The following is a 12,804-nucleotide window of genomic DNA, read 5'->3' as shown; positions in this document are numbered from 1 at the left end:
CCCTGCTGCTAAGCCCCTGTATGCTAATAACCACTGGGCGACATGATGAGTAAGCAACTGATTTTAGCCCTCTCGAAGGGCCGTATTCTGGAAGAGACGCTGCCACTGCTAGCCGATGCGGGCATTACGCCTGCAGAGGATTTAAGCAAAAGCCGTAAGCTGCTATTTGATACCAACTTGCCCGACGTAAAACTGGTGATTATCCGCGCCACCGATGTGCCCACCTACGTTCAGCTAGGGGCAGCCGATGTCGGTATTGCGGGTAAAGATGTACTGCTTGAGCACGGTGCCGAAGGGCTTTACGAGCCGCTGGATTTGGAGATTGCCCGCTGTAAGTTGATGACTGCGGGAGTGACCGGCCAATTGCCAGCCCGCGCCCGGCGTCGGGTGGCAACGAAGTTTGTTAACGTGGCGCGCCGCTACTACGCCGAACAGGGGATTCAGGCCGAAGTGATCAAGCTCTACGGCGCTATGGAACTTGCGCCCCTGATGAACCTAGCCGATGAGATTGTCGATATCGTCGATACTGGCAATACCCTGCGGGCAAATGGCATGGAGCCCCGCGAGCTTATTGCCCATATCAGCACCCGGCTAGTGGTCAATAAGGCCGCCATGACCATGAAGCATGAGCGTATTAAGCCGTTACTCGACCGCTTAGCCAGTGCGGTCAAAAAGCGTCAGACCCAGCTTGCCGAATGATCTGAGGTGACCCCCATGAGCAAACAGACGACTGCGACGATTTCACGCCTATCGACAAGCGATGCTGCCTTTAACCATCGGCTTGATGCGCTGTTGGATTGGGAAGGGGTGTCTGATAAAGCGGTACAGACGCGAGTAGAAGAAATCCTTGCCAGCGTAAAGCAGCGGGGCGATGCGGCGGTGGTGGAAGCCACCAATCGTTTTGACCGGCTTTCTGCTACCTCGATGGATGAGCTGCAGTTGACGCCCGAGCAGTTGAAAAGGGCGTTTGMCAACTTGCCTGCTGAGCAGCGAGAGGCGCTCTCCAGTGCCGCCGAGCGGATTAAGCGCTACCACGAGCGCCAAAAGCCCAACTCCTGGCAGTATGAAGAGGCTGATGGCACGGTGCTGGGGCAGAAAGTCACCCCTCTGGATCGCGCCGGCATTTATGTGCCGGGCGGAAAAGCGGCTTATCCATCCTCTGTACTGATGAATGCCATTCCTGCCCATGTGGCCGGCGKGCGTGAAATCGTTATGGTCGTGCCTACCCCCGATGGCGTGCTCAATGAGCTGGTGCTGGCAGCGGCTCACCTGGCAGGTGTCGACTATGTGTTTACCATAGGTGGCGCTCAGGCCGTCGCAGCGCTGGCTTACGGCACGGAAAGTGTCCCCCGAGTCGATAAAATAGTTGGGCCGGGCAATATTTATGTGGCCACAGCCAAACGTGCGGTATTTGGTCAAGTGGGCATCGATATGATTGCCGGGCCTTCGGAAATTATGGTGGTTTCCGATGGTCAGACCGATCCTGATTGGCTGGCGATGGACCTGTTTTCTCAAGCCGAGCACGACGAAGATGCCCAGGCGATTTTGGTGAGCTGGGATGCTGAGCACTTAGAGGCCGTCGAAGAGGCGATTGAGCGGCTGCTGCCCACCTTGGAGCGCGAAGAAATCGTGCGTGAGTCGCTGCGTAAGCGAGGAGCGTTGGTGCTCTGCCAGGACGCCCAAGAGGCGATTACGCTGATTAACCGGATCGCCCCTGAACACCTGGAGCTTTCGGTGGCTGCCCCGGAAACGTGGTTAGACGATATTCGCCATGCTGGTGCCATCTTTATGGGGCGTTACACCGCCGAAGCGCTAGGTGACTACTGTGCTGGTCCCAACCACGTGCTGCCTACCTCTGGCACAGCGCGCTTCTCTTCACCGCTGGGCGTTTACGATTTCCAAAAGCGCTCTTCGATTATTCACTGCTCGGCAGAGGGAGCCTCCGAGCTGGGTAAAATAGCTTCGGTGTTAGCGCGGGGAGAGTCATTAACCGCTCACGCCCGCTCAGCGGAGTACCGGATTCGCGATTGATAACTTAGATAGATAACGACAGCGTCTAACAAAGCGCCTAGCAGACATGCTGACTTAGGCGCTTATGTGAGGCCTTTATGAGTCGCGTTGGCTGGGAGTCTCTTCATTAATCGGAGTGGTGGGCAGTGGACGCTCTCCCACTTCCAGCGTCATTTCCATGCGTTCGCCGCTGCGTACGATGGTGAGCGGTAGCGAAGTGCCGGGGGCTATAGAGGCGATTTCGCTCATCGTGTTACGGGCATCCAAAATAGGCTGACCGTCGACGGAGAGTAGTACATCGCCCGGCTCCAGCCCCGCTTTCTCGGCGGGCCCGCCGCTGACAACGCCGGCGACGATGACGCCTTGGGGCGTTTGCAGCCCAAAGGAAGCCGCCAGTTCGCGGGATAGCGCCTGCGCTTCAATACCCAGCCAGCCACGAATCACCCGTCCCTGAGTGACCAATTCATCGAGAATGCTGTGGGCAAGGTTGGCGGGAATGGCAAAGCCAATGCCTTGAGAGCCACCTGAGCGCGAGAAGATCGCCGTATTAATCCCGACCATAGCGCCTTCGGGGTTGATCAACGCGCCGCCTGAATTGCCCGGATTAATGGCCGCATCAGTTTGAATAAAGTCTTCGTAGGCATTGAGCCCTAAATGATTGCGCCCCGTGGCGCTAATGATGCCCATGGTGACCGTCTGGCCGACGCCAAAAGGGTTGCCAATGGCGAGCGCGACATCGCCTACTGCCACATCGGCAGAATCCGCCAGTTCAATTACCGGCAGATCGTCCAGAGTTATTCTCAGCACGGCTAAATCACTCTCTGGGTCTGTACCAATAACTTCCGCCAGGGTTTCGCGCCCATCACGCAGGGCGACCTGGATTTCATCGGCGCCGTTGATAACATGGTGATTGGTCAGTACGTAGCCGTCCTCGCTGACGATAACGCCAGAGCCTAAACTAGACAGCATCCGCTGGTGGGTGGTGGCGTCGTCACCCTGATTATCAAAAAATTGCTGAAAAAACGGATCCGACATCAGCGGGTGCTGGTCGCGCTCAACAATGCGTGACGAGTAAATGTTAACCACTGCAGGCGCGGCCTGCTCGACTGCCTGTGCGTAACTAGCGGGGCCTTCGTTGCGAGATAGTGGCGCCGCTTGATGAATTTCTGGCGCGGGGCGGTTGGGATTGGGCTCTACCAGTGTCGGGGTCGTAGAAATCACCGGGGCTGGCGTCTGAGGGGCTTGTGGCGATGAGCCACGAAACGGGTTGGGTAGCTGCTCGGGAAGTGCAAAAAGGATCACCACCGCGAGCAGTACGCCTGTGATAACAGGCCAGAGGTAAGGCAGCACGTAGCGTCGCATGCGATCATTTCCTTAGCGGGTCGGTCTTGCTGTTCGCGATAAAAAGCAGCAAGTTTTACAATGGTTTTATGGTAACACTTTCTTAGCAACTTCCTCACGGGTGCAGTTAAATCAATAAAGGATGCAATATGATTCATCGTGACCAATTAGTGGCGGCCTGTGACCATCAGTTACGTGCGGCGGAATTTAAAGATTTTACCATTAACGGCTTGCAGGTAGCTGGCGGCGAGCACGTCAAGCGTATCATGACGGGGGTGACTGCCTGTCAGGCGCTACTGGATGAGGCGGTCGCTTGGCAGGCGGATATGGTGCTGGTGCATCATGGCTACTTTTGGAAGAATGAGCCCGTAGCGATTACTGGCATGAAACAGAAGCGGATTAAAACGCTGCTTGATAATGATATCAGCCTGTTAGCTTATCATCTGCCCTTGGATGCGCATGCAGAAATGGGCAATAACGCCGAGTTGGCCCGTCGCCTGGGGTGGAAGGTAGAAGGGTGTATTGATGGCGAGCTGGGGGAGGGGCTTTTGTGGTCAGGGCGTTTAGCGCAGTCGCAGTCGGTTAGCGCTCTAGCCGCGCAAATAGCGCAAACCTTGCAGCGTGAGCCTTTGGTCATTGAAGCCCCGCAGGTGGGAGATATCGAACGCATTGCTTGGTGTACCGGTGGGGCGCAAGACATGATTACCGCTGCCTTCGATGCTGGCGCGCAGGTATTCGTATCGGGTGAGATTTCCGAACGGACTACTCATCTGGCGCGGGAAATGGGCATTCACTATATCGCTGCCGGGCACCACGCCACTGAACGCTATGGGATTCAGGCGCTGGGCGAGTGGTTAAGCGATGAGTACGACGTTGAGCATCGTTTTGTGAATATTGATAACCCTGCTTAACATTCAATGCCCCGGATCGCTGATAGCAGAAGCCGGGGCTGATTAATTATTATTGGGGGCTAGTAGCGCGGCGGCGGCTGGGGTGTCGTCGCCTCATTGCCTTTCAGGCCAAAGTCTTCAGACAGCGTGCCGCCTTTGCCATCCGCGTAGTCGCGGGGCGTAGCAGGCGTGTTGGTGTCAGCCGTTGTCTGCTGCTCTTGGGCTGAATCGACGCCCGAAAGATCGAGGCTGGGTTGATGAATGGCTGCATCGCGAATATTCCACTCCGCTGCGTCCTCTTTGAGCTGAAGCTCAAGCTGGTTGGCTTCATCACGAATATTGCTTAAACGTTGATAAATGCCCGTTAAATGACTGCCCACGCTGCTCTTCATCTCGGCAATCTGATGCTCGCGCTCGAGTAGCTTTTGGCGCATGGAAGAGGCCTCGCGCTGGCTTTTGCTGAACAGCCGATATGCGACCGCTCCAACGATTAGGCCGACAATAAACCCGATGATGGCAAACGTTAATGGTGAGCTTGCGTCCACAGTGTTCTCCCTGGCGCCTTGAATATAACAGTTAGGCTGCATTAGCTAGCAGCTTAAGAATCGAACAGGCTGCTATTATAGGCGTCAGTCAGCCGGTTGGGTCAATCCACTCATGCGCTTAGATGTCTCTACAGGTATAATCACTGCCTTCTTAAGGTTGCCAGTGGTTGTGCTGGCTACTGCCTTATATGCTGTAGGAGGCGAGTGCATGTCATCAACATCTGCGGGTGGGGCAGCGATAAAGACGCGCCCTGCATCGCCTATAGAGCGCTATCGGGCGGACTTAGAGCGCGATGATTTTCAATATGATGCCGCTCAGGAGTTGGCGGTAAAGCATCTTCAGCGGCTCTACGATGAGCTTGTTGCCGCGCCTACGACGGTCCCCAAAGCGTTGGTCGCTAATAAAGGCCTGCATAAAGGGTTAAAAGCCAAAATGGCGGGGTTTATGGGTAAGAAATCCTCGTCGCCTGAGGAGCCTGTTTTGCCTCAAGTTAAGGGTCTCTATTTTTGGGGCGGAGTAGGGCGTGGCAAAACTTACCTAGTCGATACCTTTTATGAAGCCTTGCCCTTTCCCGATAAAATGCGCACCCATTTTCACCGCTTTATGCAGCGGGTTCATAACGAGCTGACCCACTATAAAGGTGAAAAGAATCCGCTCACGCTAATCGCCGGCAAGTTTGCCACTGAGGCGCGGGTTATTTGCTTTGATGAGTTTTTTGTTAAAGATATTACCGACGCCATGATTCTCGCCAATTTGCTGGAAGCGCTGTTCGAGCGTGGAGTGGTGCTGGTGGCGACCTCCAACATTGTGCCTGATGATTTATATAAAGATGGCCTGCAACGGGCGCGCTTTTTGCCGGCTATTGAGCTTGTGAACCGCCACTGTGAAGTGGTTAACGTCGATTCTGGGGTGGACTATCGGCTGCGCGCCTTAGAGCGAGCCGCCATCTTTTACTCACCGTTGGATGCGTCCGCTGAGCGTGAACTGTCGCGCAGCTTTCGGGAAATAGCGGGGAACGAAGGGGAGTCGGAGGCATCGCTGGAGGTCAACCACCGGGTGCTAAAAACGCGCCGTCTGCATGATGACGTTGCCTGGTTTGAATTTTTGGAGCTCTGCGATGGGCCGCGCAGTCAAAACGACTATATTGAGCTGGCCCGGGAGTTCCATACAGTGTTGGTTTCCAATGTCAGGCGTATGGATGCCAAGCAGGATGATCAGGCGCGTCGCTTCATTAATATGGTCGATGAGTTTTATGACCGCGGCGTGAAGCTGCTGATGTCAGCAGAAGCGCCGATTGAAGAGCTGTATAGCGATGGCAAGCTGACGTTTGAGTTCCAGCGAACCCTTTCACGCCTGCAAGAGATGCAGTCCAAAGAGTACCTGGCGCTGGCGCATAAACCTTAAGAGCCGGGGTGTGCGTCGMCCCAATAAAAAAGTCGCGAAACGGCTTAACTTGTAAGTAGCCTTACTGTAGAATGCCGCCTCGCTGCATGTTGCTGGCGTAAACCAGCAACCAAAAAGAATAGGGATGGTGCTTCGCCGTGTAACGGTGTGAGTCACCCAATACATTTAATCTGGTGATTTTTATCCATGAAGACGTTCAGTGCTAAGCCGCAGTCCGTCCAGCGCGACTGGTATGTTGTCGACGCTAAGGACAAAACGCTCGGTCGTCTGGCAACCGAGATTGCTCGCCGCTTACGTGGCAAGCATAAGCCCGAATTTACCCCTCACGTTGATACCGGTGACTACATCGTCGTTATCAACGCAGAGAAAGTCCATGTGACCGGCAACAAGGCGAAGGCTAAAMCCTATTACCGCCACACTGGTTACCCGGGCGGTCTGCGCTCTATGACATTCGACAAAATGCTTGATCATGCGCCTGAGCGTATTATTGAGTCAGCCGTTAAAGGCATGTTGCCGAAAGGTCCTTTGGGTCGCGCCATGTACACTAAATTAAAAGTGTACGCCGGTGCCGAGCATCCGCATGCTGCCCAACAGCCGCTTGAACTAGACATCTGAGGAAATCTTCGCCATGACACAGCAGTATTACGGTACCGGGCGCCGCAAGACTTCCACCGCTCGCGTGTTTATGAAGCCGGGCTCTGGCAAAATTACTGTCAACAGCCAAGACCTTGACCTCTACTTTGGTCKTGTTACCGGTCGCATGGTTGTTCGCCAGCCGCTTGAGTTGACTGAAACCCTGAACCAGTTTGACATCTTCGTGACTGTCGCTGGCGGTGGTGGCTCCTCTCAAGCCGGCGCTATTCGTCACGGCATTACCCGCGCCCTGATGAACTACAATGAAGACCTGCGTCCTTCGCTACGTGCCGCTGGCTACGTAACGCGTGATGCGCGTCAAGTTGAACGTAAGAAAGTCGGCCTGCGCAAAGCACGTCGTCGTCCGCAGTTCTCTAAGCGTTAATTTCCACGCTATGCGGCAAAACGCCCAGGTCATCGACCTGGGCGTTTTTTATTGGAATATCAAAAAATTATATTGCTTGTACCACTATGGTCACGAGCGGTTGTTCTTGTGCACAGCGCTTTGTTTTTTTACCATAGAGCGTAATTAATATTCGTCGCCGCGGGATCTCTTTGCGGCGGAACGGGTAAGCTGATGGGAGAAACCTGAAATGGCAGATAACGGCGTAAACAAAGGCCGACGCCGTTTCCTCGTAGGCGCCACCTCCGTAGTAGGTGCGGTAGGTGCTGTCGGGGTAGCGGTACCCTTTGTGGCTTCTTGGCAGCCTAGTGCCAGGGCAAGAGCAGCGGGTGCTCCCGTTCAAGCAGATATATCCAAGCTTGAGCCTGGGCAGCGTATGACTGTTGAGTGGCGTGGTCGCCCAATCTGGATTATCAATCGCACGCCGGAGATGATCGAGCGAACTGAGTCGCTTGGGGAGGGCGTGCTCGCGGATCCAGAATCAACAGAGCCTCAGCAGCCACCTTATATTGAAGGGCATATGCGCTCTATCAAGCCTGAAATTGGGGTGTTGATCGGTATCTGTACGCATTTGGGCTGTTCGCCGCTTTTCCGTCCCGAGCCCGACGCTGAAGGTGTCGGTGTTGATAACTGGCCGGGTGGTTTCTTCTGTCCTTGCCACGGTTCTCGCTTTGACTTGGCGGGTCGCGTGTTCAGTAACGTCCCTGCGCCGACCAATCTTGAGGTTCCMCCCTACCGCTTTGAGAATGACGATATCATTGTCATCGGCGAAGATGAGGAGGCTGCCTAATGGGTAATCCGAATAAAGCCAAAGCGGAAAAAGGCCTCATGCGTTGGGTGGATGACCGCTTCCCTGCGACACAAATGTGGCAAGAGCACCTTTCCAAATACTATGCGCCGAAAAACTTTAACTTTTGGTATTTCTTTGGTTCGTTAGCGCTGCTGGCACTGGTTAATCAAATCCTGACCGGGGTTTGGCTAACCATGAGCTTTAACCCCTCTGCTGAAGGTGCATTCGATTCCGTCGAATACATAATGCGAGATGTGGAGTGGGGGTGGCTGATTCGCTATATGCACACCACCGGTGCCTCTGCTTTCTTCCTCGTCGTCTATCTGCACATGTTCCGCGGCCTTTTATACGGATCTTATAAAGCCCCTCGTGAGCTGGTGTGGGTCTTTGGTATGACGATTTACCTGGTGCTTATGGCGGAAGCCTTTATGGGCTATTTGCTACCATGGGGGCAAATGTCCTACTGGGGCGCGCAGGTTATTATCTCGCTATTCTCGGCTATTCCGGCAATCGGGCCCGATCTGGCGCAGTGGGTACGTGGTGATTTCCTGATTTCAGGTATTACCCTTAACCGCTTCTTTGCTCTGCATGTGGTCGCCTTGCCGATCGTTATTCTGGCGCTTGTTGTGCTGCATATCATTGCCCTGCATGAGGTGGGTTCTAACAACCCAGACGGCATTGATATCAAACAGAAGAAAGATGAGGCGGGTATACCGCTGGACGGAATTCCTTTCCACCCCTACTACACGGTGAAAGACCTTGTTGGCGTGGCCGTCTTCCTGTTTGTTTTCTGTGTGGTGGTATTCTACTTCCCAGAAGGCGGCGGCTATTTCATTGAGCGGCCTAACTTTGACCAGGCGAACCCGCTGCAGACGCCCGATCACATTGCGCCCGTTTGGTATATGACGCCGTTTTACGCCATTTTGCGCGCGATAACCTTCTCGGTGTTTGGCTTAGACGCTAAGTTCCTGGGGGTTATATTTATGGGGGCGGCGATTGCCATACTGTTTGTTCTGCCCTGGCTGGATCGTAGTCCGGTGCGCTCTATGCGTTACAAAGGCTGGATGTCGAGAGTAATGCTGCTGCTATTTGCTATCAGCTTTGTCATTCTGGGTGTATTGGGTGTATTGCCATCGACAGAGGGTAGGACGCTCCTAGCCCAGGCGTGCACCGTGATTTATTTCGCCTTCTTTGTCTTGATGCCGTTCTACACCAAGCTGGAGAAGACTAAACCCGTTCCGGAAAGGGTGACTGGCTAATGAAAAAGTATCTATTTGGACTCCTTTTCGCCTTAGTGCCAGTAACCGCGATGGCTGCAGGGGGCGCAAGCGTGCCCCACTCGATGGATCCTGATCTGCAAGATCAAGCCTCGCTGCAAAATGGCATGAAGCTTTATGTTAACTACTGCATGGGCTGCCACTCGCTTCAGTACCAACGTTTTTCGCGTGCGGCAGACGACTTGGGAATGCCTCAGGATCTGGTTGAAGAGAATCTGATTTTCTCACCTGATTTGGCCTATAACGATCAGATGCATAACGCCATGAACAGTGGCGATGCAGAGGGTTGGTTCGGAGCGCCGCCGCCTGATCTGTCGCTAAAAACGCGTGTGCGTGGAACTGATTGGATCTACTCCTATCTGCTGGGTTTCTACAAAGACCCTAGCCGTCCCACGGGCGTTAACAACACGGTGTTTGACTTAGTCGCAATGCCGAACGTGTTGGAGCCTCTGCAGGGCGTGCAGGAGCTGGTGTGTGCTGAAACGGATCACCCGGTAGAAGGCCAAGAGCCGGATGCGTTATCGGGCAAGTACCAGTCGTGTGATGTGCTGCAGGTGACCGAACCGGGTGAGCTCGAACCAGCTGAGTTTGAGGAAGCGATGTATGATCTTACTAACTTCCTGGCTTACGTAGGCGAGCCCTCCAAGCTTCAGGCCCAGACGCTGGCGCCTAAAGTACTGATCTTTATTTTCATTTTTGGTGTGATTGCTTACCTGCTCAAGCGTGAGTACTGGCGAGATATCCACTAATTAGCAGTAGCTGATGGTCAGTAGGGCGCACGGCGTAAGCCGTGCGCCTTTTGCTTGTCGGCATGGCAATAAAGCAAAGCAGGCTAGCTTCCCCTAAGGTAGCGCTGGCGTGTTATTATCCAAGATTGTTTTGATGTGAGGATGCTTTCATGGGTGTTGTGGCCAAGCGGTCGTCGATGATCTTTTACTCAGGTAGTGATGATCATTTCAGTCATCGTGTGCGCATTGTGTTGGCCGAGAAGGGGGTTGCCGTCGATATTGTCGATGTGCTCGACGAAAAACCACCGGAAGAGCTGGCAGACCTCAACCCGTACAACAGCGTGCCAACGCTGTTAGATCGTGACTTGGTGCTGTATGAATCCAAAGTCATGATGGAGTACTTGGATGAGCGTTTTCCGCATCCTCCGCTGTTGCCTGTTTATCCAGTAGCGCGTGCGCAAAGCCGCCTTTGGATGCACCGCATTGAGCGCGAGTGGTGCCCAATGGTCGACCTGATTCGTAGCGGTGGAAAGAAAGAGGCAGATAAGGCACGTAAAGAGTTGCGTGAAAGTCTGATTGGCATATCGCCAATTTTCGAGGACATGCCTTTCTTTATGAGCGAAGAGTTTACGCTGGTGGACTGCTGTTTGGCGCCTTTATTATGGCGTTTGCCGGAGCTCAATATCGAGTTGCCTGAAAAACAGGTCAAGCCGCTGCTGTCGTACATGTCGCGAGTATTCGAGCGTGAAGCATTTAAGGCATCTTTAAGTGAGCGTGAAAAAGAGATGCGCGCTTGAATTCATTCGGCTCCCTTGCGCGTGATAAGGGCAGGGAGCCTTTCTTGTAAGGAGGAGGGAGTCTAGATGAAATCGAGTCGCCCCTATCTCGCCCGAGCCCTCTATGAGTGGTTGTTGGACAATGAGTTGACGCCTTACCTAGTGGTTGACGCTACCTTGCCAGGCGTGGAAGTACCTCGCCAGTTTGTTCAGAACGGTCAGATCGTTTTGAACGTAGCGCCGACCGCTGTGCGTGATCTCTTTATGGAGAATCAGGCGATAGGTTTTAATGCGCGCTTTGGCGGGCAGCCTATGCAGGTGATGATACCGACCGAGGCCTTAATCGCTATCTATGCCCGAGAAAATGGCGCTGGAATGGTCTTTGGCCATGAGCCTGAACTGGGCGAAGGTGCCGAATCCTTTGGTGATATTGAGGATGAGGAGAAGTCCTCTACCAAGCCTGAGCTGTCGGTGACTGAGCCGGTTGCTGAAAAGCCTGGCGGCGATTCTAACGCTTCAAGCGAAGACGCTGATAAAGAGGCGCAAGCAAAGAGCAAGGCGAAGAAAAAGCCAACCCTGCGGGTTGTTAAATAACCCCCAGCGGTAGCCGCACAAAAAAGCCTCGCTTATTAAGCGAGGCTTTTTTGTGGCTAATAGAGTGCCTTGGCGTGATGCTTAGTCGAGGTAATCAAATACCTTTACGATACGCTGTACGCCGCCCACCGAGGAGGCTGCGTTGACAATGCGATCAGCCTCTTCGCGGGTAACGCGGCCCATTAGATAAACGCTGGCATTTTCAGAAGTGACTTTTATTTTTGAAGAGTCGATGCGGTCATTGGTGGCTAGTTGGCTAACTACATTGGTGGTGAGCCAGGTGTCGGCTAGGCGTTGGCTTGTGGGTAGATTAGCGGCGATGGTTAGCTCGTTATGAACCCGATTAACGCCGCGTAACTGGCTAGTGACGTCTTCCGCCATATCGCGAAGCTCTTCGCTAGGCACTTGCCCCACCAGTAGTACAACCCCGTTATAGCTATGGGCATGAATGCGGGCATCGGCTAGACGTGCATCGGCGCGTTCCAGAGCGCGACCGACTTCACGTTCGATGGTGGTATCGACGGCTTCAACATCGTCACTACGTTGGGCATAGTTGGACTGATTGGAGGCTGAGTTATTGGCGCAGCCAGTGATGAAGAGTGCTGCGCAAAGCACAGCGACCAGTAAGCCGCGGGGGGAGAGGCGTTGGGTCATCGGTATGACTCCTTAGTGCTGGCAGATAGAGCATGGGTTGTAAAAACGTTCAGTTAAACAATATCCTGCGTGACAACGCGCTAATAAAGTGATTAGGCGCTGCCAAACAGCTGTTCATCGATAAGATCGCATAAACAGTGAATCACCAGTAGGTGAACCTCCTGAATGCGCGCCGTCGATGTTGCCGGGACGCGAATCTCGCAGTCATCCTGGCCTAATAGCGACGCCATATCGCCACCATCGCGGCCAGTAAGCGCAACCACGGTCATGTCGCGATCATGGGCGGCTTGAATGGCCTGCACAATGTTGCCTGAATTACCGCTGGTGGAGATAGCCAACAATACATCACCTGGCTGCCCTAAGGCGCGAATTTGCTTTGAAAACACCTCATTATAGCTATAGTCGTTGGCAATTGAGGTTAGCGTAGAGGTGTCGGTAGTCAGGGCCAGTGCGGGTAGGCTGGGGCGTTCACGTTCAAAACGGTTGAGCAGTTCTGAGGAGAAGTGCTGGCTGTCACCGGCGCTGCCGCCATTGCCGCAGGTGAGAATTTTTCCTTCGCTGACAAGGCACTGCACCATCATTTGGCTGGCCACTTCAATAAACGGCGGAAGTACTTCGCTGGCGTAGGTCTTGGTGTCGATGCTGGCGTTGAAGTGGTCGAGTATCCGAGATTGAAAGTCCATCAGGGGCTTCCTGGTAAAATGAGAGTGTTAATGAGTGTTTTTAAAGGCAGCTTTTAAAAAAATGGTTATTACAAA

15 protein-coding genes are annotated in these 12,804 nt (G+C 53.8%); 11 read left to right on the top strand and 4 right to left on the bottom strand.

From position 1 onward, the window contains the following. The first annotated feature begins 45 nt into the window (after positions 1-45). Together hisG and hisD are read left to right on the top strand one after the other, a co-directional pair. A complete protein-coding gene (gene hisG, locus HALO_RS14690; protein WP_035578376.1) occupies positions 46-699 on the top strand; it encodes an ATP phosphoribosyltransferase in 654 nt (217 codons plus the stop codon). Between the two features lie 15 nt (positions 700-714). After that, positions 715-2,031 carry a histidinol dehydrogenase gene (gene hisD / locus HALO_RS14685; protein WP_050713577.1) on the top strand — a complete coding sequence of 439 codons (1,317 nt, stop codon included), beginning with the start codon at positions 715-717 and terminating at the stop codon, positions 2,029-2,031. Positions 2,032-2,106: 75 nt separating this feature from the next. On the opposite strand, the gene HALO_RS14680 is transcribed toward hisD, so the two are convergent. Continuing rightward, positions 2,107-3,372: a Do family serine endopeptidase gene (locus tag HALO_RS14680; RefSeq protein WP_035578382.1), complete on the bottom strand. Its 1,266-nt coding sequence runs from the start codon at positions 3,370-3,372 to the stop codon at positions 2,107-2,109. Between the two features lie 128 nt (positions 3,373-3,500). Here HALO_RS14680 and HALO_RS14675 point away from each other — a divergent pair, with 128 nt between their 5' ends. Beyond that, on the top strand, positions 3,501-4,262 hold the full coding sequence (locus HALO_RS14675) for a Nif3-like dinuclear metal center hexameric protein (RefSeq protein WP_035578385.1): 762 nt from the start codon (positions 3,501-3,503) through the stop codon (positions 4,260-4,262). 59 nt (positions 4,263-4,321) lie between these two features. On the opposite strand, the gene HALO_RS14670 is transcribed toward HALO_RS14675, so the two are convergent. Beyond that, positions 4,322-4,786: a YhcB family protein gene (locus HALO_RS14670; protein WP_035578388.1), complete on the bottom strand. Its 465-nt coding sequence runs from the start codon at positions 4,784-4,786 to the stop codon at positions 4,322-4,324. 208 nt (positions 4,787-4,994) lie between these two features. Between HALO_RS14670 and zapE the strand changes: the two genes are divergently transcribed. The 8 genes from zapE to HALO_RS14630 all read left to right on the top strand — a co-directional run bounded on the left by zapE (position 4,995) and on the right by HALO_RS14630 (position 11,392). Continuing rightward, positions 4,995-6,191 (top strand): cell division protein ZapE, encoded by a 1,197-nt coding sequence (gene zapE, locus HALO_RS14665; RefSeq protein ID WP_035578390.1) that lies wholly within the window; start codon positions 4,995-4,997, stop codon positions 6,189-6,191. Positions 6,192-6,377: 186 nt separating this feature from the next. Then, positions 6,378-6,806, top strand: coding sequence for a 50S ribosomal protein L13 (gene rplM / locus HALO_RS14660; protein WP_050713576.1), 429 nt, complete (start codon positions 6,378-6,380; stop codon positions 6,804-6,806). A 13-nt stretch (positions 6,807-6,819) separates the two neighbouring features. Beyond that, entirely contained in the window at positions 6,820-7,209 is a 390-nt protein-coding gene (gene rpsI, locus HALO_RS14655; protein WP_050713575.1) for a 30S ribosomal protein S9, read from the top strand. A gap of 208 nt (positions 7,210-7,417) precedes the next feature. Continuing rightward, positions 7,418-8,017, top strand: coding sequence for a ubiquinol-cytochrome c reductase iron-sulfur subunit (gene petA, locus HALO_RS14650; protein ID WP_035578395.1), 600 nt, complete (start codon positions 7,418-7,420; stop codon positions 8,015-8,017). Continuing rightward, a complete protein-coding gene (locus tag HALO_RS14645; RefSeq protein WP_035578398.1) occupies positions 8,017-9,276 on the top strand; it encodes a cytochrome b in 1,260 nt (419 codons plus the stop codon). Before petA ends, HALO_RS14645 begins: the two co-directional genes overlap by 1 nt. Further along, the gene (locus tag HALO_RS14640; protein ID WP_035578400.1) at positions 9,276-10,043 is read left to right on the top strand and encodes a cytochrome c1; all 768 of its coding nucleotides are present in this window, start codon (positions 9,276-9,278) and stop codon (positions 10,041-10,043) included. Before HALO_RS14645 ends, HALO_RS14640 begins: the two co-directional genes overlap by 1 nt. Before the next feature lie 149 nt (positions 10,044-10,192). Beyond that, entirely contained in the window at positions 10,193-10,819 is a 627-nt protein-coding gene (gene sspA, locus HALO_RS14635) for a stringent starvation protein SspA (protein WP_035578403.1), read from the top strand. 66 nt (positions 10,820-10,885) lie between these two features. Beyond that, positions 10,886-11,392, top strand: coding sequence for a ClpXP protease specificity-enhancing factor (locus HALO_RS14630; RefSeq protein ID WP_035578405.1), 507 nt, complete (start codon positions 10,886-10,888; stop codon positions 11,390-11,392). 81 nt (positions 11,393-11,473) lie between these two features. On the opposite strand, the gene HALO_RS14625 is transcribed toward HALO_RS14630, so the two are convergent. Together HALO_RS14625 and HALO_RS14620 are read right to left on the bottom strand one after the other, a co-directional pair. Next, the gene (locus HALO_RS14625) at positions 11,474-12,046 is read right to left on the bottom strand and encodes a BON domain-containing protein (RefSeq protein WP_035578408.1); all 573 of its coding nucleotides are present in this window, start codon (positions 12,044-12,046) and stop codon (positions 11,474-11,476) included. 92 nt (positions 12,047-12,138) lie between these two features. Further along, positions 12,139-12,729: a phosphoheptose isomerase gene (locus tag HALO_RS14620; protein WP_035578410.1), complete on the bottom strand. Its 591-nt coding sequence runs from the start codon at positions 12,727-12,729 to the stop codon at positions 12,139-12,141. Positions 12,730-12,804 lie beyond the last annotated feature (75 nt).

The organism is Halomonas sp. R57-5 (genome assembly GCF_900070345.1).
In the GTDB taxonomy this organism is placed as follows: domain Bacteria; phylum Pseudomonadota; class Gammaproteobacteria; order Pseudomonadales; family Halomonadaceae; genus Vreelandella; species Vreelandella ventosae_B.
This window is presented reverse-complemented; position numbering and strand designations above follow the sequence as displayed.